General features: G+C 33.4%; 22 protein-coding genes. 12 read left to right on the forward strand and 10 right to left on the reverse strand.

What is annotated here, in order from left to right; genetic code table 11:
- Nucleotides 1-37: 37 nt before the first annotated feature.
- The gene (gene thrA / locus QWY90_RS06465) at nucleotides 38-2,485 is read right to left on the reverse strand and encodes a bifunctional aspartate kinase/homoserine dehydrogenase I (RefSeq protein ID WP_290285059.1); all 2,448 of its coding nucleotides are present in this window, start codon (nucleotides 2,483-2,485) and stop codon (nucleotides 38-40) included.
- 53 nt (nucleotides 2,486-2,538) lie between these two features.
- On the opposite strand from thrA, the gene QWY90_RS06470 reads away from it, so the two are divergent.
- From QWY90_RS06470 to QWY90_RS06480, 3 genes are all read left to right on the forward strand, one after another.
- Nucleotides 2,539-2,688 carry a hypothetical protein gene (locus QWY90_RS06470; RefSeq protein ID WP_290285060.1) on the forward strand — a complete coding sequence of 50 codons (150 nt, stop codon included), beginning with the start codon at nucleotides 2,539-2,541 and terminating at the stop codon, nucleotides 2,686-2,688.
- Nucleotides 2,689-2,871: 183 nt separating this feature from the next.
- On the forward strand, nucleotides 2,872-4,374 hold the full coding sequence (gene hutH, locus QWY90_RS06475; protein WP_290285061.1) for a histidine ammonia-lyase: 1,503 nt from the start codon (nucleotides 2,872-2,874) through the stop codon (nucleotides 4,372-4,374).
- Between the two features lie 51 nt (nucleotides 4,375-4,425).
- The gene (locus QWY90_RS06480; protein WP_290285062.1) at nucleotides 4,426-5,091 is read left to right on the forward strand and encodes a hypothetical protein; all 666 of its coding nucleotides are present in this window, start codon (nucleotides 4,426-4,428) and stop codon (nucleotides 5,089-5,091) included.
- Here the strand turns inward: QWY90_RS06480 and QWY90_RS06485 are convergent.
- The 5 genes from QWY90_RS06485 to QWY90_RS06505 all read right to left on the reverse strand — a co-directional run bounded on the left by QWY90_RS06485 (nucleotide 5,088) and on the right by QWY90_RS06505 (nucleotide 10,586).
- Nucleotides 5,088-5,453 (reverse strand): DUF1304 domain-containing protein, encoded by a 366-nt coding sequence (locus tag QWY90_RS06485; RefSeq protein ID WP_290285063.1) that lies wholly within the window; start codon nucleotides 5,451-5,453, stop codon nucleotides 5,088-5,090. The genes QWY90_RS06480 and QWY90_RS06485 overlap by 4 nt on opposite strands.
- Before the next feature lie 23 nt (nucleotides 5,454-5,476).
- Entirely contained in the window at nucleotides 5,477-6,055 is a 579-nt protein-coding gene (locus tag QWY90_RS06490; RefSeq protein WP_290285064.1) for a TMEM175 family protein, read from the reverse strand.
- Between the two features lie 4 nt (nucleotides 6,056-6,059).
- Nucleotides 6,060-6,575 carry a DUF421 domain-containing protein gene (locus QWY90_RS06495; protein ID WP_290285066.1) on the reverse strand — a complete coding sequence of 172 codons (516 nt, stop codon included), beginning with the start codon at nucleotides 6,573-6,575 and terminating at the stop codon, nucleotides 6,060-6,062.
- A 7-nt stretch (nucleotides 6,576-6,582) separates the two neighbouring features.
- Nucleotides 6,583-7,959 carry a 30S ribosomal protein S6--L-glutamate ligase gene (rimK, locus tag QWY90_RS06500; protein ID WP_290285067.1) on the reverse strand — a complete coding sequence of 459 codons (1,377 nt, stop codon included), beginning with the start codon at nucleotides 7,957-7,959 and terminating at the stop codon, nucleotides 6,583-6,585.
- A gap of 83 nt (nucleotides 7,960-8,042) precedes the next feature.
- A complete protein-coding gene (locus tag QWY90_RS06505; RefSeq protein WP_290285068.1) occupies nucleotides 8,043-10,586 on the reverse strand; it encodes an ATP-dependent Clp protease ATP-binding subunit in 2,544 nt (847 codons plus the stop codon).
- Nucleotides 10,587-10,850: 264 nt separating this feature from the next.
- Here QWY90_RS06505 and gyrA point away from each other — a divergent pair, with 264 nt between their 5' ends.
- Together gyrA and QWY90_RS06515 are read left to right on the forward strand one after the other, a co-directional pair.
- Nucleotides 10,851-13,466, forward strand: a complete 2,616-nt coding sequence (gyrA, locus tag QWY90_RS06510) for a DNA gyrase subunit A (RefSeq protein ID WP_290285070.1) — start codon at nucleotides 10,851-10,853, stop codon at nucleotides 13,464-13,466.
- 67 nt (nucleotides 13,467-13,533) lie between these two features.
- Nucleotides 13,534-14,937 carry a tetratricopeptide repeat protein gene (locus QWY90_RS06515; RefSeq protein WP_290285071.1) on the forward strand — a complete coding sequence of 468 codons (1,404 nt, stop codon included), beginning with the start codon at nucleotides 13,534-13,536 and terminating at the stop codon, nucleotides 14,935-14,937.
- Between the two features lie 98 nt (nucleotides 14,938-15,035).
- Here QWY90_RS06515 and QWY90_RS06520 read toward each other — a convergent pair whose 3' ends face one another.
- A complete protein-coding gene (locus tag QWY90_RS06520) occupies nucleotides 15,036-15,398 on the reverse strand; it encodes a hypothetical protein (protein ID WP_290285072.1) in 363 nt (120 codons plus the stop codon).
- A gap of 299 nt (nucleotides 15,399-15,697) precedes the next feature.
- On the opposite strand from QWY90_RS06520, the gene QWY90_RS06525 reads away from it, so the two are divergent.
- The 4 genes from QWY90_RS06525 (at nucleotide 15,698) to QWY90_RS06540 (ending at nucleotide 18,416) form a co-directional block, all read left to right on the forward strand.
- Nucleotides 15,698-16,030, forward strand: a complete 333-nt coding sequence (locus tag QWY90_RS06525; RefSeq protein ID WP_290285073.1) for a ribonuclease Z — start codon at nucleotides 15,698-15,700, stop codon at nucleotides 16,028-16,030.
- A 6-nt stretch (nucleotides 16,031-16,036) separates the two neighbouring features.
- Nucleotides 16,037-16,942, forward strand: a complete 906-nt coding sequence (locus QWY90_RS06530; protein WP_290285074.1) for a ribonuclease Z — start codon at nucleotides 16,037-16,039, stop codon at nucleotides 16,940-16,942.
- A 55-nt stretch (nucleotides 16,943-16,997) separates the two neighbouring features.
- Nucleotides 16,998-17,642, forward strand: a complete 645-nt coding sequence (gene pdxH / locus QWY90_RS06535; RefSeq protein WP_290285075.1) for a pyridoxamine 5'-phosphate oxidase — start codon at nucleotides 16,998-17,000, stop codon at nucleotides 17,640-17,642.
- Nucleotides 17,643-17,915: 273 nt separating this feature from the next.
- Nucleotides 17,916-18,416, forward strand: coding sequence for a CAP domain-containing protein (locus QWY90_RS06540; RefSeq protein ID WP_290285076.1), 501 nt, complete (start codon nucleotides 17,916-17,918; stop codon nucleotides 18,414-18,416).
- A 191-nt stretch (nucleotides 18,417-18,607) separates the two neighbouring features.
- Here the strand turns inward: QWY90_RS06540 and fumC are convergent, their stop codons facing one another.
- Complete coding sequence (fumC, locus tag QWY90_RS06545) at nucleotides 18,608-20,005, reverse strand: class II fumarate hydratase (RefSeq protein WP_290285077.1); 1,398 nt, start codon at nucleotides 20,003-20,005, stop codon at nucleotides 18,608-18,610.
- A 206-nt stretch (nucleotides 20,006-20,211) separates the two neighbouring features.
- On the opposite strand from fumC, the gene QWY90_RS06550 reads away from it, so the two are divergent.
- On the forward strand, nucleotides 20,212-20,385 hold the full coding sequence (locus tag QWY90_RS06550) for a hypothetical protein (RefSeq protein WP_290283858.1): 174 nt from the start codon (nucleotides 20,212-20,214) through the stop codon (nucleotides 20,383-20,385).
- 54 nt (nucleotides 20,386-20,439) lie between these two features.
- Here the strand turns inward: QWY90_RS06550 and QWY90_RS06555 are convergent, their stop codons facing one another.
- Nucleotides 20,440-22,971: a TonB-dependent receptor gene (locus QWY90_RS06555; RefSeq protein WP_290283857.1), complete on the reverse strand. Its 2,532-nt coding sequence runs from the start codon at nucleotides 22,969-22,971 to the stop codon at nucleotides 20,440-20,442.
- Between the two features lie 65 nt (nucleotides 22,972-23,036).
- On the reverse strand, nucleotides 23,037-23,378 hold the full coding sequence (locus QWY90_RS06560) for an ArsC/Spx/MgsR family protein (RefSeq protein ID WP_290283855.1): 342 nt from the start codon (nucleotides 23,376-23,378) through the stop codon (nucleotides 23,037-23,039).
- 68 nt (nucleotides 23,379-23,446) lie between these two features.
- Here QWY90_RS06560 and QWY90_RS06565 point away from each other — a divergent pair, with 68 nt between their 5' ends.
- Nucleotides 23,447-24,415 (forward strand): CPBP family intramembrane glutamic endopeptidase, encoded by a 969-nt coding sequence (locus tag QWY90_RS06565; protein WP_290283860.1) that lies wholly within the window; start codon nucleotides 23,447-23,449, stop codon nucleotides 24,413-24,415.
- Nucleotides 24,408-25,448, forward strand: a complete 1,041-nt coding sequence (locus tag QWY90_RS06570) for an AMP-binding protein (RefSeq protein WP_290283854.1) — start codon at nucleotides 24,408-24,410, stop codon at nucleotides 25,446-25,448. The genes QWY90_RS06565 and QWY90_RS06570 overlap by 8 nt, the downstream gene beginning before the upstream one ends.
- The last annotated feature ends 2 nt before the right edge of the window (nucleotides 25,449-25,450 follow it).

Genomic DNA, 25,450 nt, shown 5'->3' on the forward strand with positions numbered 1-25,450 from the left:
TAATTATTAAGCTGTTTTTTTATAATCACATAATTCATTATACATTTCCAATTCGGATTACATCAGCAAAAATACCTGAAGCTGTTACTGCAGCACCTGCACCTGCACCTTTTATAATTAAAGGTTGGTCAATATATCTATCCGTGTAGAATTCTACGATATTGTCTTTTCCTTCTAAGTTATAAAACGGACTTTCTTTCGGGATGAATTGCAAGCCAACTGATGCTTTTCCGTTATCGAATTTGGCTACGAATTTTATACGAGAATCTTTCGATTTAGCTTCTGCTAATAGCTTGTTGAAATGGTCATCGTGTTTGGTCAATGATTTAAAGAAATCTTCATTATTAGTTGTGTCCATACATTCTTTTGGCAGGAAACAATTGTTTTCAATTTCTTCTATATCCATCTGGTAACCACTTTCGCGGATAAGGATTAATATCTTTCGAGCTACATCAACTCCGCTTAAATCAATTTTTGGGTCAGGCTCTGTAAATCCTTGAACGCCTGCCTCTTTAACTACATCATGGAAGTTGTAAGTTTCACTAAAATTATTAAAAATAAAGTTCAAACTTCCTGATAAAACCGCTTGAATTTTGTTCACTTTATCACCAGAAGCTATTAAGTGTTTTAGTGTGTCAATAATAGGTAATCCGGCTCCAACATTCGTTTCGAATAGGAAAGGAGCGTTGTATTTTCTAGAAAGTGTTTTGAGCGTTTTATAATTATTATATTCAGAAGAACAGGCAATTTTGTTACACGTTACTACGGCAATATTTTGACTTAAGAACTTATCATAAATACCGGCAATATCATAGTTTGCGGTAATATCAACAAAAATACTATTGCGTAAGTTGAGGCTTTTTACTTTGGCAATGAAGCTTTCCACATTTGCTTTTTCGCCTTCGGATAGAGCCGTTTTCCAGTCTTTTAAATTGATTCCTTCTTCGTCAAAAACCATTGTTCTTGAATTTGACATAGCAATCACACGAAGGTTGATTTTTAGGTTTTCTTTTAAGAATTTCTTTTGTTGAGCAATTTGGTCTATGAATTTCTCACCTACATTTCCAACGCCCATCACAAATAAATTCAATTGCTTGGTATTGTCTTCAAAGAATCGTTCGTGCAAGGTATTGAGTGCTTTTTTAACGTCTTTTTCATTGATAACTACAGAGATGTTTCTTTCTGATGCACCTTGTGCTATGGCTCTAATATTCACATTGTTTTTTCCTAAAGTGCTAAACATTTTACCACTAATTCCCTGGTGGTTTTTCATGTTTTCACCAACTAAAGCTACTATGCATAAGTCTTTTTCTACGATACATGGATCTACTCTGTTTTGAGCAATCTCAATTTCAAAAGTTTTATCGATGGCAGTTTTGGCTCTGTCTGCATCAGCATTTAAAATACCGATACAAATAGAATGTTCTGAGGAAGCTTGGGTAATAAAAATCACGTTGATACTTTCTTGCGAAAGCACTTCAAATAAACGTTTAGACGAACCGGCAACACCAATCATTCCTGGACCTTCAAGTGTTAGCAATGCAATATTGTCGATATGTGAAATTCCTTTAATAGGATTGGTAGACGCGTTGGGATTGTTAGAAATTAAGGTTCCGTAAACTTCAGGTTCAAAAGTATTTTTGATGAAAATAGGAATACTATCTTTCAATACTGGTTGTATTGTTGGCGGATAAAGTACTTTGGCACCAAAATGGGACAACTCCATCGCTTCCTGATAAGAAATAGTTTCTATAGGTTGGGCTTGTTTTACAATCTTTGGATTGGCAGTAAACATTCCGTTTACATCGGTCCAAATTTCCAAAACGGTTGCTTTAACCGCAGCAGCTAGTATTGCCGCTGTGTAATCAGAGCCACCACGACCAAGAGTTGTTGTATTACCATCTAAAGAAGAAGCAATAAAACCAGGAAATAAAACTACTTGATAGGTATTGGATTTAAAATAATCGGCAATTAATTTATTGGTTACACCAAAATCCACACTTGCTTTTCCAAAGTTGGAATCTGTTTTGATAAGTTCACGACTGTCTTTAAAAGTGGAGTTACTCACTTTTTGTTTCAATGCAACTGCAATGATTTGAGAAGATAATAATTCGCCAAAACCAGCCACAATATCAGCAGTTCTGTTTGATATTTCTCCTAAGAGAAAGCAGCCATCAAGCAATGTTTTTAAGTGGTTGATTTGATCGCTTATCGTTTCAATGATTTCGCTTTGTTCGCTTGACGGAACTAATTCGGCGATGGCATCTTTATGTTTTTTTTCAATTTGGCTAACAATTTCTTTGTAATTTTTGTCTTTTGCCGCCGCAGTTTTACCTGCTAAGATTAGTAAGTCGGTTACACCACTAAAAGCAGAAACCACAACGGCCAGTTTATCTTCTTTACTTTTATTGGTTACAATTGCTATTGTTTTTGAAATATTTGCTGCATTGGCTACTGATGTTCCGCCAAATTTTAATACTATCATGATTGAATTATGAGTTGTGAATTATGAATTATTGTCTTTCTAAATGAAAGTCCATGAATAAGGATTATATGAAACAGTATACCCCAATTGGGGTTGTAGTTGATGTGGTAGCAATGGTAATTGCAACTAATAAATTAGTTGCTGTTGCTGAAGAAAATGTATTTTTTTTATTCCACATAATTTTCAAAAATACTACTTTTTGAATAGTAAAAAAGGATTAGTTCCATTTTTATTAAAATCGTAGTAATATGGATAGTAGCCTAAAAAAACATACTTTTTTCCAGTTTAGAGGGGTTTTCATTATTAAATTCTCAATAAATACTAGTAGCAAAACTTGTTTTTTAACTATTGTTTACAGATTTTTGATGACAATTTGCAAACTAAAAATGGAAAACACTTATTATATCAGTTCGGAAGTATTGACATTAGAGACTTTACAAGAAATTGTCTCTCAACACAAATCGCTTTCGCTTTCTGAAGAGGCAAGAATAAATATTCAAAAATGCAGAGAATACCTAGATAAAAAAATGGCCAACAATGATAAACCAATTTATGGTATAAATACTGGTTTTGGTTCGTTGTGTAATGTGAAAATTTCCAATGAAGATTTGTCTTATCTTCAGGAGAATCTCGTTAAATCTCATGCTTGTGGTATCGGAGATGAAGTGCCTTCAGCAATCGTAAAGATTATGTTATTACTGAAAATACAGTCTTTAAGCTACGGACATTCCGGTGTTCAATTAAATACTGTAGAACGATTAATAGATTTTTATAACAATGATATTCTTCCTGTAATTTACACCTTAGGTTCGTTAGGTGCGAGTGGTGATTTAGCTCCGTTGGCGCATTTATCCTTACCATTATTAGGCGAAGGCGATGTGAATTTTGAAGGTAAAAAAGTACCAGCTTCCGAAGTTTTGAAGAAGTTTAATTGGCAACCCATTGTATTGCAGTCTAAAGAAGGTTTGGCTTTGTTGAATGGAACACAGTTTATGAGTGCTTATGGAAGTTATATCTTGATAAAAGCGAACAAATATTCTTATTTTGCAGATCTTATTTCGGCAATTTCTTTAGAAGGATTTGATGGAAGAATAGAACCTTTTGATGAATTAATTCATTTTATTCGTCCGCACAAAGGACAGATAATGACGGCTAAACGAATGAAGCAATTTTTGGAAGACAGTCAAATTATTGTCCAACAAAAAGCACATGTGCAAGATCCATATTCTTTTAGATGTATCCCACAAGTGCATGGTGCTTCAAAAGATGCAATTGATTATGTAAAAAAAGTATTTAAAACAGAAATCAATTCGGTTACTGATAATCCTAATATATTTATTGAAAGCGATGTGATTGTTTCCGGCGGTAATTTTCATGGACAACCTCTTGCGATAGCTCTAGATTTTTTAGCGATTGCATTAGCTGAATTGGGTAGTATTTCTGAAAGGAGAACATTCCAACTTATTTCAGGTTTAAGAGGATTACCGGCTTTTTTAATTGACAATCCAGGATTGAATTCAGGGTTTATGATTCCACAATATACTGCTGCAAGTATTGCCAGTCAGAATAAGCAATTGGCTACTCCAGCAAGCATTGATAGCATTGTTTCCTCAAACGGACAGGAAGATCACGTAAGCATGGGGGCAAATGCTGCTACAAAATGCTTAAAAGTTATGGAGAACCTTGAGAGAATTTTGGCTATAGAATTAATGAATGCTTCTCAAGCCATAGAATTTAGACGTCCATTGCAATCAAGTGAATTTATTGAAATGTTCTTGAAATCCTTCAGAGTTGTTGTGCCTCTGGTTAAAGAAGACAGAATTTTACATTACGACATTGAGAATTCAGTAGCGTTTTTGAATAGCTTTATGGTGGAGTTGGAGGATTAGTATTATTTGTTTTGGCATGGTTTTAGGTTAGCATTTAAAAAACCAAAACTTATGAAAACTCTCCATTATTTTCTAATTCTAATTATTCTTTTTTTATTGAGTAGTTGTAAACAAGCTGATGCAGTAATTACTGAAACTGATTTTTCATTTCAACAATCACAACCAATAAGTGATAGCAAGATTGGTTCTTTTCCTAGAAAAATTATTGGAAGATACATTGACACAGATTCAACTTATCTAATTGTAACTGATAAGCAGCTTATTTATAAATGGGTTAGAAAAAACAACACAAGTTTTGAAGACTTTGAAAAAATAAAAGACAGTTCTAAAATCGTCGGAAATAGAATTTGTTTTAAAAGTGAATTTTACGAATTTAGGAAACTTAAAGATTCAATAGAAATTACTTCAATGGATTATGATACTATCTTTTCAATATCTGAAAATCAAATTGCCAAAAAAATTAAAGGTTCAGTAATCTTAAATACTAAAGATTCGATTTTCTGGAAAATTAAAATGTTAAGTTTAGATAAAAGGATATTAAACCTTACAACATTAGCTTCGTTTAAAGATTTAGACAGAATAGATTCATTATCAAAAACAAAAGTCCAAAAAATTGATTCAACTAGAAATATTATTCAACTTACAAGAAAAGAGTTTAAAAATATGTTGAAACTTAAAAAGTTTGGCTATAGTCATAGTTTTAAAAGAACAGATTAAATCTGCAACATAAAACTCAATAATCCCAAAATAGCAGGAACCGCTTGAACAAAGAAAATTCTTTTAGAAGCTGTCATTGCCCCATAAATTCCGGCAATTAATACACACGAAAGGAAAAAGATGGCTATGTTTATTGACCAATCAATAGTTGTAATACTAAGCGACCAAATTAAACCTGCGGCTAGAAATCCGTTATACAACCCTTGGTTGGCGGCCATTACTTTGGTTTTTTCAAATTGGTCCTCGGGAATGGTTTTAAAGACTTTTCTGCCTCGTGTTGTCCAGGCAAACATTTCTAGCCAAAGAATATAGATGTGCAGTAGTGCAATAAATCCGACGATGAGTTGTGATAGTGTGTTCATTTTGTTATTCGGTTATTTGAAAATTATTCTCGATTAAAGATCCGTTCAATTCTTTTATCTGGCACGAGCCACATCAAAGCTACAAAAATGTAGATAGATCCAGAAACTATAGGATAATAATTAGCAAACAAAACCGCAATTAAATAAAATAAAGGTGATGATTTTCCTTTATAATCTTTACCAAGGGCTTTTGATAATAGCGAATCTTTTCCGTGGTGTTTTAAAATTAGTTGTTGCAAAATATAATAGGCTACGCCATTCATTAATAAGATTATTCCATACAACATCATCGGAAAAGGAGCAAAATGATTTTCGCCATTCCAAGCTGTTGCAAACGGAATGAGAGACAACCAAAACAGTAAATGCAAATTAGCCCAAAGGATTTTACCGTTTACCTGATTCACTGTATGCATCATATGGTGGTGATTGTTCCAATAAATTCCGATATAAATAAAACTCAAAATGTAACTTAAGAACTTAGGTAATAATGGTTTTAGGGCATCAGAATTCGCGCCGTCTGGAAGTTTGAATTCCAATACCATTATAGTGATGATTATGGCTAAAACCCCATCGCTAAATGCTTCTAATCTGTTTTTATTCATAACTTTAGTTATTTAAAGTTCCTAATGTTTTATGGATTTTGCGTTTATGATGCGATTGTCTCAGATTTTTGTCTCCCGAAATAATGCTGATACTACCGTCTATTTCAAACATCGCTAATTTGACATCTTTATAATATTCGACACCATGTTCACGCATGGCTTCAAGCAATTCTTCATTGGTAATACCTAATTTGGCTATGGTTGCAAATGCTATTTTGCCATCATGAATCAGTATTTCCGGTGTGTCTTGTACCAATTCTCTAATGAAATTAGATTTAGACATTACCTTTTTAAAAATGAAATTGACCACAAATAGTGCTAATGCTGCAACCATACCTCCATATAACGATGTATTGTTACCAACCATGGCGTTTTGAACTGAGTTACTGATTAACAATATCAGTATTACATCGGCAGTATTTAATTGGGATAACTGTTTTTTGCCGAAAATGCGTAAAACAATAACCATAAATAAATAGATGGCTATACTACGAAATACGATGTCTAGATAAGGATTCATTTCTATTTTATTTTTTCAGTTTAAAGTTCTTTTCAATGGCTTTAATCATTTCTCCTGCAATGTCTTTATTGGTTGCTCCTTCGATACCTTCTAATCCAGGGGAAGAGTTAACCTCAAGCAATAATGGTCCTTTTGAGGAACGAATAATATCAACGCCGGCTACTTTTAAATCCATCGCTTTTGCGGCTTTTATGGCTATTCGTTTTTCATCAGCCGTAGGTTTGATAATTGATGCTGTTCCTCCCATATGAATATTGGCTCTGAATTCTCCTGGCGCAGCTTCCCGTTGAATAGCAGCTACTACTTTTCCGTCAACAATAAACAACCTTAAATCTTTGCCATCAGCTTCTTTTATGAATTCTTGCACTAAGATATTGGCATTTAAGCTTTTGAATGCATTGATAACCGATTCTGATGCTTTTTTGGTTTCAGCTAAAACGACACCTTTTCCTTGAGTGCCTTCTAATAATTTTACTATCAAAGGTGGGCCTCCAACCATTTTTATCAAATCATCGGTATCTAAAGGAGAATTGGCAAAACCTGTAGTTGGAATATCAATTCCATTTCGCAGTAATAATTGCAACGAAAACAGTTTGTCTCTTGATTGTGTAATGGCTGCTGCCGAATTTAAACAATATACTTTCATAGCCTGAAATTGCCTTGTAAGAGCGCAACCATAAAAAGTAATACTTGGCCGAATTCTAGGTATTATAGCATCAAAATTATCCAAAATTTTACCACCTCTATAATGAATCTCGGGCTTATCGGCATCGAGTTTCATATAACATTCCTTGATGTTTAGAAAATGCATTTGATGCCCACGCATTTCTCCAGCCTCCATTATACGTCTGTTGCTATATAAATCTGGATTACTTGCTAAAAGGCCAATTCGCAAACCATTAGTATTTGTTACAGAATAATTGGTATACAAGTCTTTTAAATTCTCTGCGGAGGTTAGTCCTAAAAGATATTTCTGTTCAGGGTCAACTAATATTCTGCCACTCATAGCTTCCCGACCTAGTAACATCCGGAATCCCATTGAGTCTCGATTGGTTAAAGTCATTTCAATTTCCCATTTGTCATTGCCAATTTTTAAATTGGTTTGAATGACATAACGTTGTTCTCTGAAACCACTTGAACTTTTAACAATCCGTTTGTCAATAAGTTTGGCTTCACAATGAATTATTGTTTTTAGATTGTTTTGAATTGGATTGATATCAAATTTCACCCAGTTTTCACCTTCTTTAATAAATGGTGCAATGTTGATTGCATGTAAAGCCGAGGTCTTTGCTCCCGAATCTACACGAGCTTTAATGGCGGGCAAGCCAAGTTCAGGAAAGGCACACCATTCTTCTGAACCTAATACAATTTTATTTTGTGACATGGTAAAAAATTAAAAAACCACGAACTCTCGAAATATATAATTCATTCGTGAATTCGTGGTTTAAAATTAATTAATTTATATTCTTAACTGGTTGATTTTTTTGCTTTTTGAATCGCAACGGTCAACTCTTGCGTAGTTTCGTCTAAATCCATAAAAATCTGATCTCCTGAAGCAATTTTGGAAGTAATTATTTCTTCGGCTAAAGCATCTTCAACATACTTTTGGATAGCTCTTTTTAAGGGACGCGCTCCAAATTGTTTGTCAAAACCTTTATCAGCGATAAATGCTTTGGCTTTATCAGAAAGATTTAATTTATAACCTAATTCTTCAATTCTGCCATATAATTTTTTCAATTCGATTTCGATAATCAAATCGATGTCATGTTTTTCTAGTGGATTGAAAACAATTACATCATCAATTCGGTTTAGGAATTCAGGAGCGAAAGTTTTCTTTAAAGCATTTTCGATGACACTTTTTGAATTGTCATCAGCCTGCGCAATTTTTGCGGCAGTTCCAAATCCAACACCTTGTCCAAAATCTTTCAATTGACGCGCTCCAACATTAGAAGTCATAATAATAATAGTGTTTTTGAAGTCGATTTTTCGCCCCAAACTATCTGTTAAATAACCATCGTCTAATACTTGTAACATCATATTGAAAACATCGGGATGTGCTTTTTCAATTTCGTCTAAAAGTACCACGCAATAGGGTTTTCTTCTCACTTTTTCTGTTAATTGTCCACCTTCTTCATAACCAACATATCCTGGAGGTGCACCGATTAATCTGGAAATCGCAAATTTCTCCATGTATTCGCTCATGTCAATTCTAATTAAGGCATCTTCAGAGTCGAATAATTCTTTGGCTAAAACTTTCGCTAACTGTGTTTTTCCAACTCCGGTTTGTCCTAAGAAAATAAACGAACCAATCGGACGATTTGGGTCTTTTAAGCCAGCACGATTTCTTTGAATAGAACGAGAGATTTTTAAAACGGCTTCGTCTTGACCAATTACTTTCCCTTTAATTAAGTCTGGAAGATGAGCTAATTTATTACTTTCTGTTTGGGCTATACGGTTTACTGGAATTCCAGTCATCATCGATACAACATCGGCAACATTATCTTCTGTAACCAAAATACGATTGCTTTTAGAATCTTCTTCCCATTGTTCTTGAGCAATGGCTAAATCTTTTTCTAAACGTTTTTCATCATCACGAAGTTTGGCTGCTTCTTCATATTTCTGTTTCTTAACTACAGAATTTTTCAAATCGCGTACTTCTTCTAACTGACGTTCTAGTTCAAGAATTTGTTTAGGAACATCAATATTAGTAATATGCACTCTTGAACCAGCTTCGTCCAGAGCATCAATAGCTTTGTCTGGAAGAAAACGCTCTGACATGTATCTGTTGGTCAATTTCACACAAGCTTCAATTGCTTCATCTGTATAAGTAACGCTATGATGATCTTCGTATTTGTTTTTGATGTTATTCAGAATCGTAATGGTTTCTTCAACTGAAGTTGGTTCTACAATTACTTTTTGGAAACGTCTTTCTAACGCGCCATCTTTCTCGATATATTGTCTGTATTCGTCAAGCGTAGTAGCACCAATGCATTGTATTTCGCCTCTAGCTAAAGCAGGTTTAAACATGTTAGAAGCATCAAGAGAACCTGTTGCACCACCAGCACCTACAATCGTATGAATTTCGTCAATGAAAAGGATAATGTCATCATTCTTTTCTAGTTCGTTCATTACGGCTTTCATTCTTTCTTCGAATTGTCCACGGTATTTTGTTCCGGCAACTAAAGAGGCTAAATCTAAAGTCACAACTCTTTTGTTGAACAAAATTCGGGATACTTTCTTTTGAATAATTCGCAAGGCTAAACCTTCAGCGATGGCAGATTTACCAACACCAGGTTCGCCAATTAGTAACGGATTATTTTTCTTTCTTCTGCTAAGGATTTGAGAAACTCTTTCAATTTCTTTTTCACGACCAACAACTGGGTCGAGTTTTCCTTCTTCTGCCATCTCGGTTAAATCACGACCAAAATTATCTAAAACAGGCGTTTTAGATTTTTTATTGGTCTTATTTGCAGGATTATTAAAACTGCCTTCTTTCAAACTGTCATCTTGTCCTGAATCCTCATTATAAGATTCGTTTGTTGGCAAATTATCATTAAAATCTTCTTCGCTTGGTGTCATATTTAAATACTGTTCTTTTACTACATTATAGTCTATTTTTAGACGATGCAGTAGTTTGGTTGTTGGATCATTCTCATTTCTTAAAATACACAATAATAAATGTGCCGTACTAATAGACGAACTTTGAAAAACTTTAGCTTCTAAAAAGGTAGTTTTCAACGCACGTTCCGCTTGACGAGTCAAGTGTAGGTTTTTCTTTTCGTTATTGATTTCCACATTTGGATTTGCAGGGCTGAGTATTTCAACCTTCTTTCGCAAATGTTCCAAATCAACAGAAAGATTATTGAGAATGGTAATTGCTTTACCATTTCCGTCTCTTAAAATACCGAGCATCAGATGTTCGGTCCCAATGAAGTCATGACCTAAGCGCAAAGCTTCTTCTTTGCTATAGGTGATTACGTCTTTAACTCTAGGTGAAAAATTATCATCCATAAATATAGAATTGGTGATGTAAATTTAGTTATTCAAAATGATTTTAACAAAAACCATTCCCACTAAAAGTACTGTCAGCTAATTGACAAAAAAAATGCCAATAATAAAAGTAGTATTGCCACTAACTTATTAACCAAAAATCTTCCCTATTTTGTTAATAAATCATTGAAATTTGTGGGCTAAAAATGCTTCTAATTTTTTTTAATTACCCTATATTAGCACGTTTCGAATTAAAAATAATTTTTATTAAATAATTTATAGAATATGTCTGACGGAGAAAGGTTAATTCCAATTAACATCGAAGATGAAATGAAATCAGCTTACATCGATTATTCGATGTCGGTTATTGTCTCAAGAGCATTGCCAGATGTGCGTGACGGTTTAAAACCAGTGCATAGAAGAGTACTTTATGGTATGTATGATCTTGGCGTAACTTCAAAATCTGCTCACAAAAAATCCGCAAGAATTGTTGGAGAAGTTTTAGGAAAGTATCATCCACACGGAGATACCTCGGTTTATGATGCTATGGTTCGTATGGCGCAAGAATGGAGTTTACGTTATTTATTAGTTGATGGTCAAGGTAACTTTGGTTCTGTCGATGGCGATAGTCCGGCAGCAATGCGATATACCGAGGCAAGAATGCGTAAAATTTCGGAAGAAATAATGTCCGATATCGAAAAAGAAACGGTTGATTTTCAGTTAAACTTTGATGACACTTTGTACGAACCAACGGTTATGCCAACGCGTGTTCCTACATTGTTGATTAACGGCGCAACAGGAATTGCGGTTGGTATGGCTACCAATATGCCTCCACATAATTTAACTGAAGTTATCAACGGAACATTAGCGTATCTTGATAATAATGACATTGAAATTGATGAATTAATAACACATATCAAAGCACCAGATTTTCCTACTGGAGGAACTATTTATGGTATGGAAGGTGTTCGTGAAGCATTCAAAACCGGTCGTGGACGAATTGTAATGCGTGCTAAAGTGAATTTTGAAGAAGTTGATGGTCGCGAATCGATTATTGTTACTGAAATTCCGTATCAAGTCAACAAAGCTGACATGATTAAAAGAACGGCTGATTTAGTAAATGAAAAGAAAATAGAAGGCATTGCCAATATTCGTGATGAATCAGATAGAAATGGTATGCGTATTGTTTATATTTTGAAGCGAGATGCTACTCCAAATGTAGTTTTGAATACACTTTATAAATTTACCCAATTACAATCTTCGTTTAGTGTCAACAATATCGCATTAGTAAAAGGTCGTCCACAAATGTTGAATCTGAAAGATATGATTCATTATTTTATTGAACACCGTCATGATGTTGTGGTTAGAAGAACAAATTTCGAATTGCGTAAGGCAGAAGAAAGAGCGCATATCTTAGAAGGTTTAATCATCGCTTCAGATAACATTGACGAAGTAATTGCATTGATTCGTGGTTCTAAAAATACCGAAGAAGCAAGAGAAAAATTAATAGAAAGATTTAATCTATCCGATATACAGTCTCGCGCTATTGTTGAAATGCGTTTGCGTCAGTTGACAGGTCTTGAGCAAGATAAGTTGAGAGCTGAATATGAAGAGTTGATGAAATTAATTGAGCATTTGAAAGCTTTATTAGCGGATGTAAATTTAAGAACAGCATTGATTAAAGAAGAATTAATCGAAATCAGAGACAAATACGGCGATGCTCGTCGTTCGCTTATTGAATATTCTGGTGGAGATGTAAGTATTGAAGATTTAATTGCCGATGAGAATGTAGTAATCACCATTTCGCATGCAGGTTATATCAAACGTACTAATCTTACTGAATATAAAACACAGAATAGAGGAGGAGTTGGACAAAAAAGTGCCGGAACAAGAGACCAAGATTTCTTAGAGCATATGTATGTGGCAACGAATCATCAATACATGATGTTCTTTACGCAAAAAGGAAAATGTTTCTGGATGCGTGTGTATGAAATTCCAGAAGGAAGCAAAACAGCCAAAGGAAGAGCGTTACAAAATCTTATCAACATCGAATCTGACGATAAAGTAAAAGCATTTATTTGTACACAAGATTTAAAAGATAAAGAATATACCAATAGCCATAATCTTATTATGGTTACCAAAAAAGGTCAGGTTAAGAAAACGTCTTTGGACAAATATTCTAAACCAAGAGTTAACGGAGTTGCAGCCATAACTATTAAAGAAGATGACGAATTATTAGGAGCTCAATTAACAAACGGTGAAAGCCAAATTATATTAGCTGTTAAATCGGGTAAATTGGTTCGTTTCGAAGAAACTAAAACGCGTCCAATGGGAAGAACAGCTTCGGGTGTACGTGGAATTACCTTAAAAGATGAAACCGACGAAGTAATTGGAATGGTTACAGTAAACGACATGGAAAGTGAAATCCTTGTAGTTGCTGAAAACGGTTACGGAAAACGTTCTTCACTTGATGAATATAGAATCACAAATCGTGGTGGAAAAGGTGTGAAAACATTAAACATTACTGAAAAAACTGGAAAACTGATTTCTATTAATTCAGTTACGGATGCTGATGATTTGATGATTATCAATAAATCGGGATTAACTATTAGAATGGCGGTTGAAGATTTGAGAGTAATGGGAAGAGCAACGCAAGGAGTGAAACTTATTAATATCAAAGGGAACGATTCTATTGCTGCTGTTACTAAAGTAATGAAAGATGATGTTTCTGAGCCAGAATTAGATGAAGAAGGAAACGTAATTGAAGTAGAAACAATAGAAAGAGTAAAACCAGTTCTAGAAGTTCTAGAAGATGATGGTTCAGTTGAAGACGAAGAAGAAGAAGATGACGATATCGTAGAAGAAGATGACGCTGAAGACGATTCTGAGGACGATGAATAAAAAACTGAAAATCACCAATTAGAACATTTTAATTGGTGATTTTATTTATAAATTAAAAATAAAAAAAATGAAATCGGAGATTCACGGCACGAGCGAAAGCGAACTAGTGAAACAATTCAAAAATAAACAAATAATAAAAGTTATGAGTAAAATAAAACATATTGTATTGGCTTCGGCAGTACTAGTTTCTGTTTCATCTTTTGCACAAAAAGATGAGTTAAAAACGCTAAAGAAAATTTACGGAAGAGATGAAATAAAAGGAAACGATTTAGTAGAATACAAGTCGTTGGTCAGTAAAGCCGAACCACTTGCTACCGAAGAAGGAGACAAAATTTATGTTGGGTTTTATAAAGCGATGATTCCGGTATTGGAATCAATGGTATTAGACAAGACTATGTCACCGCAACAAATTCAGGTAGCTTACGCAAAGTTGATTAGTCCAAAAGTAATTTCAGATTTAGCTAATGGATTAAATGCAACTTTAGAATATGAGAAAAAGACAGGAAAAAAAGTTTATACAGATAAAATAGCAGAAACAATAACCGCATATAAACCACAATTAATAGATTACGGATTTGCATTAGGAAAGTTTGATAAAACAAAAGAGGCGGCGGATGTATTTTATTCTATTTATACTTTAGATAAAAAAGATATTGACATATTGTTTTACGCAGCTTCTTATAGTGTAAACGCACAGGATTACGATAATGCACTGAGTTATTATGAAACTTTAAAAAACTTGAATTATTCAGGTGAAGGCACAATATATTTAGCCGTTAACAACGCTGGCAATGTTGAAGAAAATTTTGGAGTTAATAAAAGTCTAAGAGATATAGCAGTTACTTCAGGTTCACATTCTAAACCAAGAGAAGAAAAACTTCCTTCAAAACGTGGGGAGATATATAAAAACATTGCATTGATATTAAAAGAAAAAGGTAAAACGGCTGAAGCACTTAAAGCAATTCAGGATGCCCAAAAAGAAAATCCTAGTGATGAAAGCTTATCAATGGCTGAAGCTGAATTGTATTTAGCCAATAAAGACTTTGATAATTATACACGATTAATAAATCAAGCATTAGAAAAGAATCCTAATAATGCGGATTTAGTTTATAATTTAGGGGTTATTAGTAGCAATGCCAATAAGATTGACGAAGCTCAGAAATATTATAAAAGAGCCATAGAATTAGATCCTAATTATTTTAATGCACTATTTAATTTGTCTGAATTAATATTAAGAGCTGACGAAAAATTAGTTACTGAAATGAACAAATTGGGGACTTCAGAAAAGGATAACAAGCGTTACGATGCTATTAAACTGGAAAGAGATAAGAATTTTAAATCAGTACTCCCTTATCTTGAAAAAGCAGTTGAATTAAAAGCTGATGATGATGCAGCAAGAAAAACTTTATTAAGTGTTTATAATGCTCTTGAAATGACCGATAAGTACAAAGCATTAAAAGCTAAAAACTAATTAGTCAAATTATTAAAACTGATTGTATTAAAAAAGTCCCGATTTAAATCGGGACTTTTTATTTTCCTAAACTAACCAAAATATATTTAAAAAAATAATTATGCAACACCATTTTCTTGAGTAGAAACTTTTTTCAAGAAAGATCTGATTAACACACTGTTTGTATTGATACCAGAGTTAATCAATTGTTTTTTGCTGAATGTTCCGTTTGATGTATTGTTGTTAGAAGTTTTTTTAGAACCCATGAACCAAACTGCAAAATCCATTGAAGAAGCAACAGTGTTATCAGTAGTGATAGTCATTGTAGCGTCTTTAGATACAGAAACCTCAGTAGAAGTAGTTGCAACAACACTAGTAGTATTTGTTTGAGCAAATGCTCCAGTAGATGATAATACTAATAATACAAATGCAACAAATAATTTGATGTTTGTTTGAGTTCTGTTGTTATTAGCTGTTGTCATAATATTGGGTTTGTTTCTTATTTCTTTACCAAAACTACGGCAACACTTCTCTCACTGAAAATATTTTCGATAACTAACCTTAAAAGTCGTTTAATCGACAAAATCAATGAATTCAAGGGTTTTCAGCGTTTTTTTTGTGCAGTTTGTCTATAAAATGTTAAAAAAAGAGGTATTTCACCGATGAAAAACCATAATATTCTATGAACTACATTATCCAAACGAATTTCACAGCAACAAATCAATGAATAGTGACAAAATCTTAGTAAATTAGCATCATAATATAATATTCGCATTCTAAAATGAAAGTAGAGAAAAAGGGACATACCACAACTATTAGAAATACACAAGGCAGTACTGCCGAGTTCTATCAAAAGCTACATCACGAATACAATAGTTTTAAATCGCAAAATATTATTGTCGATTTATCTAATGATAAAGCATTGACAATGGATGATATAAAACTTTTTACTGAAATGATTAAAATTCATTCTAAAGAAAAAAAGTCGTTAGTGCTTGTGAACAATAGCGTTAATTTTAATACTGTGCCAAAAAATATTATGCTTGTACCCACAATTTTAGAAGCTCATGACATTATAGAAATGGAAGAGATAGAACGCGATTTAGGATTTTAGTATATAATGAAGTTAACCATTCTTGGCTGTTATGCAGCAACTCCACGAACCATTACTAATCCAACATCGCAAGTCTTGGAAATCAGAAACCGAATGTTTCTAATTGATTGTGGAGAAGGAACTCAAGTCCAGTTACGCAAAAACAAACTCAAGTTTTCCAAAATCAATCATATTTTTATTTCACATTTACATGGTGATCACTTTTATGGATTAGTAGGATTGATTTCAACCTTTATGTTGTTAAATCGACAAACTGATTTGCATGTGTATGGACCAAAAGGCATAAAAGAAATTATATTGCTTCAGTTGCGTTATTCCAACTCGTTCACAGGATATAATTTATATTTTCATGAATTGATATCTAAAGAAAGCGAGATTGTTTATGAAGATGAAAAAGTAGTTGTAAAAACAATTCCCTTAAAACACAGAATATATACTAATGGATTTCTGTTTGAGGAAAAAATTGGTGACAGAAAACTGAATGTTGACGCTGTTCAGGAATACCATATTGACACTTGTTATTATCAGAAGATTAAGAACGGAAGCGATATCACACTTGAAGACGGAACTGTAATTCCAAATGCAGAAATCACCTTTGATCCAATCCAGCCAAAAAGTTATGCATTCTGTAGCGATACAATGTATGACGAATCAATTATTCCGATAATTCAAAATTGTGATTTGTTGTATCATGAAACTACATTTTTGGAATCAGAAGCTGAGAAAGCCGAGAAAACAATGCACAGCACAGCGAAACAAGCGGCAACTATTGCAGCAAAAGCAAATGTTAAACAATTAATTTTAGGTCATTATAGTACACGTTATGCCAATATTGATTTATTTCAACAAGAAGCTGGAACCATATATTCGGATGTATTGTTAGCTGATGATGGTAAAACATTTGAATTTTAATAAAATAATTCCAAATAGAATTGTATTAATTTTGTAGCATAATATAAAAGTAAAAATGGAAGATTTAAGCAATTATAGAAAGTCCTACGAGAAAAGTCAACTTTTAGAAAACACTATTCCGGAAGATCCAATCAATTTATTCCACAAATGGTTTTATGAAACCCAAGAGTTTGGCGGAGTAGATGAGGTCAATGCTATGACAGTTGCTACTATTGGTTTAGATGGTTTTCCTAAATCGAGAGTAGTTTTGCTAAAAAAATTCAATGAAGAAGGTTTTATATTTTATACCAATTACAATTCTGAAAAAGGAAAAGCTATTCTAAACAATCCAAATATTTGTCTCTCCTTCTTTTGGCATAGTATGGAAAGACAAGTTATTATTAAAGGAACAGCTGAGAAAACTTTGGAATCAATATCAGATAATTATTTCGGCTCAAGGCCAGATGGAAGTAAACTAGGCGCTATAGTTTCTGCACAAAGCGAAGTTATTCCATCAAGAGACTATTTGGATAATAAATTAAAACAGTTAGAATCTGCTTATGAAGGTAAAGATATTCCTCGTCCTGATTTTTGGGGCGGATTTTTAGTTCGACCAATTGAAGTAGAGTTTTGGCAGGGAAGACCAAACCGACTTCACGACAGAATCAGGTATAAACTCCAAGATGATTTCAATTGGCAGATAGAAAGGCTCTCACCTTAAATTGTTTAACTTCGTTTTCAATAGTAATTTAACCACTCTCACGAGTGGTTTTTTAGTTTTATGAATAAATAAAATACTATCGACGAAATGCATTTAAGTAGGAAATATTCCTTATATATAATTAAAATAGTGCATTTAATCGATTTTATTTGCACTTTAAACGTTAAAAGTTGTAGAATTGTCTAACCAAATCAAACAATACGTTCTGTCAATATTAATCTAAATAAAGTGTTTGCCCCACATCTACTTTATTAAAAAACTTAACCTACTACTATGAAAGCAAAAATGTTTAGAGCATTGTTGCCGTTAGCAATCGTGTTCACTATGGTATCTTGTTCTTCTGACTCTTCAGAAGGTTCTTCAACTGACAAAAAACTTGTAACTACCTACAATTACAATGACACTGAGTTGAAACTTGTTACACTAATCAATAATTATCGTGCAAGTATTGGATTGAATACACTTGAAGTAATCAACCATATCTCTTATAAATCTCAAGAGCACAATATTTATATGATTGACAATAAAGTTGTAAATCACGATTATTTCCAACAAAGATCTAACAACCTAGTAGAAGTATTAGGAGCCGGAAGAGTAGGCGAGAACATTGCCTATAACTACCAAACAGCCGAAAGCGCAATGAGTGCTTGGTTAAACAGCCCAGCTCACAAAGCCAACATCGAAGGCGATTACACTCATTTGGGTATATCCGTAACAGTTGATGAAACTACCGGAAAAAAATACTACACCAATATGTTTATGAAGAAAAAATAGTTTGATTATTGTTTTGTTTGATTTTGACAGATCGAAAAATCCCGACGCTAGTCGGGATTTTTTTTATTTAAAACTATAATTTTACCACATAGATTCATAGAAAATAAGATTGATTATTCTATGCTAAAGCAAAGCTTCTTGTTAAGTTTCAAAATCTATGTTTCTATGTACTTTAAAGTAACACAATAGAATTACTTCAAACTGCCAACCATGTCCTCGGGTTTTACCCAAGCATCAAAATCTTCTGCAGAAACATAACCCAATCTAACAGCTTCTTCTTTCAAAGTTGTTCCGTTTTTATGAGCAGTTTGGGCTATTTCAGCCGATTTGTAATATCCGATTTTAGTGTTTAATGCTGTTACTAGCATCAAAGAATTATCAACTAATTCTTTGATACGCTTAAGATTTGGTTCGATACCGCTAGCGCAATGTTCTTCAAAAGAAAGACATGCATCTCCAATTAATCTAGCCGATTGCAAAAAGTTAGCTGCCATTACCGGTTTGAAAACATTCAATTCATAATGACCTTGCATTCCACCCACAGCAATTGCTACATCGTTACCTATTACTTGGGCACAAACCATAGTCAAGGCTTCGCATTGTGTAGGATTTACTTTTCCTGGCATTATAGATGAACCTGGTTCATTTTCCGGAATTATGATTTCACCAATTCCGGAACGTGGACCTGAAGCTAGCATTCTAACATCATTTGCAATTTTATTTAAAGAAACAGCCAATTGTTTTAAAGCACCGTGAGACTCAACAATAGCATCATGAGAAGCCAAAGCCTCAAATTTATTTGGAGCAGTAACAAATGGATGTCCTGTAAATTTGGCAATATATTCGGCTACTTTCAGATCATAACCGGCTGGTGTATTTAATCCGGTTCCAACCGCAGTTCCGCCAAGGGCTACTTCTGATAAATGAGAAAGCGTATTTTTTAAGGCTTTGATTCCGTAGTTTAATTGAGCAACATAACCCGAAATTTCCTGACCTAATGTCAAAGGTGTTGCGTCCATTAAGTGTGTTCTTCCAATTTTCACCACATTCATGAACTCCTTGGCTTTTGCCTCTAAAGTATCGCGTAGTTTTTCAACTCCTGGAATTGTAGTTTCTACAGCCGCTTTATAGCATGCAATGTGCATTCCAGTTGGAAAAGTATCGTTTGATGATTGTGATTTGTTCACATCGTCATTGGCTTTTATTAGTTGTTCGCCTTCGCCAATTTTGAATCCGGCTAAAACTTGGGCTCGATTGGCAATGACTTCATTCACATTCATATTACTTTGTGTTCCTGAACCGGTTTGCCAAATTACTAATGGAAATTCATCAGCTAGTTTGCCGGCAAGGATTTCTTCGCAAACGGCTGCAATGGCGTCACGCTTTTCGGTTGACAAAGCACCCAAATCACAATTGGCATATGCGGCGGCTTTTTTCAAATAGGCAAATCCTTCTATAATTTCTTTTGGCATTGATGCGGATGGACCAATTTTAAAATTATTTCTGGAACGTTCGGTTTGTGCACCCCAATATTTATCAGCTGGCACTTTAACTTCACCCATAGTATCTTTTTCTATTCTGTATTCCATTTTGATTTATTATATGTTAATAAGTAGCTTTACGTTTTTAGCCCCGATGGGAGCGAGCTACCGTGTAGCGCGGACAGCGGGAAATAGCTCCTAAAAAAGCACCACAAAATTACGCATAAAAACTATTTAATAAAAATTGATTTTGTTTTTGCATAGCTTAAATATTCAGCTTACATTTGCTTATAATTCAAAAAATTCCGGAAAACATGTTTGAATTTTCACAGTATTTAGGTTTCTTAGCTTTCTTAACCATTTTAACCATTGGTTTTTGGTTGATGATGTTCTTGGTAACTTTCGTTGTTCCTTATTGGATTTACGGAGGCGTTAAAGAATTAATGCAAGAAAGAAAAGCAAAAAGAGACGCAGAACAAACAGCTTAAATTTAAGTTTTTGTTTATGAAAAAGCCCCGAATTTCGGGGCTTTTTTCTTTTTATTATCCGGGAAAATCACCGTTATCATCTTGTTGGTTTCCTTTTGGTTTTTTGTCTTTATCGTTATTTTTTAATTTATTGAATCTGTAAGTAAACGAAAGATTGATTTGACGCTGTCTCCATTGCATTTCGCTGTAAGAGTTTAAAGTAGCCAAATGGGTTTCACTAATTCTTTTTCTCGAATTGAAAACATCACTTACGTTAAGAGCAATCGTAGCTTTGTCTTTCAAAATATCTTTACTGAACGCCAAATTTGCACTCAAGACGCCAAGGCTTTTTCCTTGTGCATTATTTTGTGGTGCATTGTAAGTTGCATTTGTTTGCCAATCTATTTTATAAGGCAATGTTATTTTTGAAGAAACTCTGGTAAACCAACTTGCAGCTGTATTATCGAAGTTTTCGTTTATTACTTCTCCTGTATTTTGAAGAGTATACGAGTAGTCTCCATTTATTTTACTTTGGAAAAAGTTGAAGTTACCGTTTAATTTCCACCATTTGTATGGTGTATAGTTTAGGTTAAATTCAAATCCGAAACGATCTTCACGCGCTAAGTTTATAGGTGTTGATAAAATTACAGGCGTTACTATTGTTACTCCGTCAACAATAGTGGTAACAGATTCTCCGTTTGGTCTTCTGATAAATTGGAACACATCATTAGTTCTGTTAAAATACATTGATGTGCTAAACGTTACTTTGTCCCATTTGTTCATGTATCCAATATCAAAAGCGTCAGTAAGCGATGGATTGATATCTGGATTTCCTTGAAAAATATTTACGTTACTAGAATAATTTGAAAACGGATTTATAAATCGCGAACGAGGTCTGGAAATACGTCTGCTGTAATTAAGTGAAATGGTACTTTGTTCTTTTAATTGATAAGTAAAGAAAGCACTTGGAAAAAAATTATTGTATTTTTTATTATTAAAATTATTGGTTGTTAAAAGGTCAATATCGATATTAGAATCTTCATATCTTAATCCAAATAAATAGGAGAATTTATTAATCTTTGAACCAAATTGAGAATACACGGCATTAATTTTCTCTTTATAATCTAAAATATTTGTGTAGTTTAAATTTGGGATATAATTTCCACTACCATCAATATCGCCAACATTATAATCGGTAATCAATTCATTAAAATCGCCTTTGTAACCTGCTTCAAATTGACTGTTTTCACCTATTGGCAAGACATAATCTGATTGAATTAAGCTTCTTTTTTGTGTTTGAAAGTTTTTAGTTAATTCTTTGGTTGCCAGGTTTTCTTGTCCAATAACAAAATCGGTTATGGTCGAAGAGTCGTTATCTAAATTTTTTGAAAATGAACCATCAACAGTAAGTTTATGTCCGTCTTTTTTGAATTTTTTGGTAAAATTTGTAGCGTATTCTACATCATGCGTTCTTGTGAACTGATCGTTATACCTGTTGCGAACGAAATTGTCGGCGATATCGGGAAATTCATTATACAATAAAACGTTATCTGGATTGGCACCGTTATTTTTTCTGTAGTTAAAAGTATTACTCCATGTCAAGGTTTTGTCTAAATACCAATCCATTCCGATAGTATAGTTGAAACCTTTTCTGCCTCTCTCTCTGGTACTTCTTTCATTTATTGTTTTTTGGATAGTTCCATCCGGATTTAAATAATCAGTATCCGTTTTTGATTTACCAGGTGCTTTACTATCGTTATATCCTAATGTAGAAAAAAGATTGAACTGTTCACTTTTGAAATTTATGTTTGATACTAATCCATAGTTTTGAGGATTTCCGACAGTGCCAATAAGGGTTCCGTTGATTCCTTGATTTTTTCCTTTTTTCAATAAAATATTGATAATTCCGCCACCACCTTCAGCATCATAACGCGCAGATGGATTGGTAATCACTTCGATTTTATCTAAAGCATCTGCAGAAATTGTTCGTAAAGCATCAGCAATATTAATTGCATTTGAAGGTCTTCCATCAATAAGAATTTTAACATTGTCGTTGCCGCGTAAAGCCACATTTCCATCGGCATCAACCGTAACTGACGGCACATTATCTAACACATCGCTGGCGGTTCCGCCTTTTACAATCATGTCTTGGCCAACGTTGTAAACTTTTTTGTCGAGTTTTATTTCAACCGTAGTTTTTTCGGCTCGAACTACCACTTCGTTTAATTGAGTTGCATCTTCTTCTAAAGCTATGGTTCCTAAATTGGTTGATTGGGTTAATTGTTTTTGACTTATAGTCGTTGGTTTAAAAGAAATAAATTCTAGAGTGATATCATAAATACCTGATACAACAACTATAGAATAATCACCTTTGCTATCTGTAATTCCACCGAAAATTAGTTTTGGATTTTTAGTATTTTTAAAAGTTATAGTTGCGTATTCAAGAGGAAGTTTACTTGTTTTCTCTATGATTTTTCCAGTGATGGTAATTTTAGCTTTCTCAGATTTACCTTCTGGCAGTAAGCCTTTAGTTTGTGTTTCTTGTCCAAAAACTGTAAATGAAAATAGTAGTAGAAGTGTAGGTATAAAACAGTATAATTTTTTCATGGATAAATTTTCAACTTTCGGAACAAAATTACGCCTTAGCTTGATAAACTTATCCCAACAGTTTGTTAAATAAAGTCTTTTAGTTTGTCAATGTCCCTTCCAATTGTAGCTTTGTCACCATCAATAACTATTGGTCTTTCAATCAATATGGGATGTTTGGCTAAGGCATTTAGGATGTCACTATCTGTCAGAGATTTTCCTTTATAATTTTCTATCCAAATGCTTTCTTTTTGACGGACTAATTCTATAGGTTTGAGATTCAGTTTTTTAAGTAGATTTTTTAAATCTTTAGCACTTAATGGTTTTTCGATGTAATTTATAATTTCAAATTCCTGTTTAGATTCCGTTACAAAAGCCAAACAGGCTCTTGATTTTCCGCATCTTGGATTGTGAAGTATTTGCAACATATTTTTTTTACAAAGTAATCTATTTTAATAGAAAAAAGTTAATTTAGGCGAAAGAAAATATGAGTACTATGTTTTTAGAAAACGGTTTTTTGCCTACCAATAAATTTTGGAAATATTTAGTTGGTTCCTTGATAATTTTTATTGCATCAGCCATTGGTCAAATACCATGGGTTATAGCTGTTTTTATTAAATCTTTAAAAACGGGGAAGCCATTTCCGACAAAAGAAATGGAAATGATGAACTTTTTAAATTTAAATACAACTTTATTTTTATTGCTATTTTCATTTGTCGTTGCCTTTATTGCCATAATTTTAGTTATAAAGTACTTTCACAAACAAACCTTATTATCAATCACTACGTCAAGGGTAAAAGTTGATTGGAAAAGAATATTTTTTTCGTTTACTCTTTGGGGAGTTTTTACTGTAGGATCAACGTTAATAATGTTTTATACTAGTCCAGGTGATTTTGTATACAATTTTAAACCTTTTCCATTTTTAATTTTGGCAATTATTGGAATTCTTCTAATTCCGGTTCAAACCAGTACTGAAGAATATGTTTTTCGTGGTTATTTAATGCAAGGGTTTGCCCTTTTGGCGAAAAACAGATGGTTTCCGTTGGTAATGACATCCGTTATTTTTGGAACGATGCATATCGCCAATCCTGAAGTTGAAAAAATGGGGTATATTATATTAGTATATTATATAGGAACAGGTTTCTTCCTTGGAGTTATTACACTAATGGATGAAGGAATGGAATTGGCTCTTGGTTTTCATGCTGCCAATAATTTAATGACGGCACTTTTAGTTACTTCAGATTGGTCAGCTTTTCAAACTAATTCTATTTTTAAAGATATTTCATCACCATCTGCCGGATTTGAAATTCTAGTACCAGTTCTCATTATTTTTCCATTACTATTATTTATCTTTAGTAAAAAATATAATTGGACTGACTGGAAAGAGAAACTGACAGGTAAAATTATAGTTGTTGAAAAGAATGAACAAATTGAAAATATTGTAAATGATAAAAGTTATGAGTAACCCAACCTATGAAAATGTACATAATTTATTTAAGCTTAATGGATTTCACCTCGATAGGGAAGATTTGTGTCGCGTAGCTTATAGTTTTATCAAAGAAGGAGAAGATTTTGAAAAACCAGTTGGTAATTTTCTTTTGGATTGGTTTGATGGAAAAAGTTATATTCAAATGGAAACTTCGGGAACAACCGGAGCACCAAAAACTATTTCAGTTAGCAAACAAGCCATGGTTGATTCAGCATTGGCTACAGGTGATTTTTTTGAATTGCAACCTGGCAATAAAGCATTACAATGTTTACCTGTAAAATATGTTGCGGGAAAAATGATGCTAGTTCGTGCTATGATTTTAGGACTTGATTTAGAGTTTGTGGCTCCAAGTTCAAATCCATTAGCTAACAACGAAATTGATTATGATTTTGTTGCGATGGTGCCTTTGCAAGCACAAAATTCAATACCCCAATTAAAGAGAGTTAAAAAGTTGATTATTGGAGGCGCAGCTGTTAATAAAATTCTGGAGAAGCAGTTACTAAAGTTACCTACCATAGTTTATGAAACTTATGGTATGACCGAAACCATTACTCATATTGCAGCCAGAAAATTAGGAGAAAAAGCATTTACGGTTTTGCCTAATGTTACTGTTTCGTTTGATGAAAGAAATTGTTTGGTTATTCATGCACCAACAATTTCTCCTGAAGTTATTATCACAAATGATATTGTTGAATTGGTCAATGAAAATCAATTTATATTTCTCGGCAGATTTGATAATGTTATCAATAGTGGTGGAATAAAATTAATTCCAGAGCAAATAGAGAAGAAATTGATAAGCAAAATTAGTCAACGCTTCTTTATTGCATCAAAACCTGATAATGAATTAGGAGAAAAAGTAGTTTTAGTTATTGAGGGAGAAAAATGCGAACTGGACAATTCAATTTATGAAACTTTAGACAAATACGAAAAGCCCAAAGAAATTATTTTTGTTCCTAAGTTTAAAGATAGTGTAACTGGGAAAATCTTGAGAAAAGAAACGCTGAATTAATA

The organism is Flavobacterium paronense (genome assembly GCF_030409795.1).
In the GTDB taxonomy this organism is placed as follows: Bacteria; Bacteroidota; Bacteroidia; order Flavobacteriales; family Flavobacteriaceae; genus Flavobacterium; species Flavobacterium paronense.

Excerpts from the sequence above, each read along its gene's own strand:
- thrA (WP_290285059.1), bottom strand. The coding sequence starts at position 2,485 with ATGATAGTATTAAAATTTGGCGGAACATCAGTAGCCAATGCAGCAAAT.
- QWY90_RS06470 (WP_290285060.1), top strand. The coding sequence starts at position 2,539 with ATGAATAAGGATTATATGAAACAGTATACCCCAATTGGGGTTGTAGTT.
- hutH (WP_290285061.1), top strand. The coding sequence starts at position 2,872 with ATGGAAAACACTTATTATATCAGTTCGGAAGTATTGACATTAGAGACT.
- QWY90_RS06480 (WP_290285062.1), top strand. The coding sequence starts at position 4,426 with ATGAAAACTCTCCATTATTTTCTAATTCTAATTATTCTTTTTTTATTG.
- QWY90_RS06485 (WP_290285063.1), bottom strand. The coding sequence starts at position 5,453 with ATGAACACACTATCACAACTCATCGTCGGATTTATTGCACTACTGCAC.
- QWY90_RS06490 (WP_290285064.1), bottom strand. The coding sequence starts at position 6,055 with ATGAATAAAAACAGATTAGAAGCATTTAGCGATGGGGTTTTAGCCATA.
- QWY90_RS06495 (WP_290285066.1), bottom strand. The coding sequence starts at position 6,575 with ATGAATCCTTATCTAGACATCGTATTTCGTAGTATAGCCATCTATTTA.
- rimK (WP_290285067.1), bottom strand. The coding sequence starts at position 7,959 with ATGTCACAAAATAAAATTGTATTAGGTTCAGAAGAATGGTGTGCCTTT.
- QWY90_RS06505 (WP_290285068.1), bottom strand. The coding sequence starts at position 10,586 with ATGGATGATAATTTTTCACCTAGAGTTAAAGACGTAATCACCTATAGC.
- gyrA (WP_290285070.1), top strand. The coding sequence starts at position 10,851 with ATGTCTGACGGAGAAAGGTTAATTCCAATTAACATCGAAGATGAAATG.
- QWY90_RS06515 (WP_290285071.1), top strand. The coding sequence starts at position 13,534 with ATGAAATCGGAGATTCACGGCACGAGCGAAAGCGAACTAGTGAAACAA.
- QWY90_RS06520 (WP_290285072.1), bottom strand. The coding sequence starts at position 15,398 with ATGACAACAGCTAATAACAACAGAACTCAAACAAACATCAAATTATTT.
- QWY90_RS06525 (WP_290285073.1), top strand. The coding sequence starts at position 15,698 with ATGAAAGTAGAGAAAAAGGGACATACCACAACTATTAGAAATACACAA.
- QWY90_RS06530 (WP_290285074.1), top strand. The coding sequence starts at position 16,037 with ATGAAGTTAACCATTCTTGGCTGTTATGCAGCAACTCCACGAACCATT.
- pdxH (WP_290285075.1), top strand. The coding sequence starts at position 16,998 with ATGGAAGATTTAAGCAATTATAGAAAGTCCTACGAGAAAAGTCAACTT.
- QWY90_RS06540 (WP_290285076.1), top strand. The coding sequence starts at position 17,916 with ATGAAAGCAAAAATGTTTAGAGCATTGTTGCCGTTAGCAATCGTGTTC.
- fumC (WP_290285077.1), bottom strand. The coding sequence starts at position 20,005 with ATGGAATACAGAATAGAAAAAGATACTATGGGTGAAGTTAAAGTGCCA.
- QWY90_RS06550 (WP_290283858.1), top strand. The coding sequence starts at position 20,212 with ATGTTTGAATTTTCACAGTATTTAGGTTTCTTAGCTTTCTTAACCATT.
- QWY90_RS06555 (WP_290283857.1), bottom strand. The coding sequence starts at position 22,971 with ATGAAAAAATTATACTGTTTTATACCTACACTTCTACTACTATTTTCA.
- QWY90_RS06560 (WP_290283855.1), bottom strand. The coding sequence starts at position 23,378 with ATGTTGCAAATACTTCACAATCCAAGATGCGGAAAATCAAGAGCCTGT.
- QWY90_RS06565 (WP_290283860.1), top strand. The coding sequence starts at position 23,447 with ATGTTTTTAGAAAACGGTTTTTTGCCTACCAATAAATTTTGGAAATAT.
- QWY90_RS06570 (WP_290283854.1), top strand. The coding sequence starts at position 24,408 with ATGAGTAACCCAACCTATGAAAATGTACATAATTTATTTAAGCTTAAT.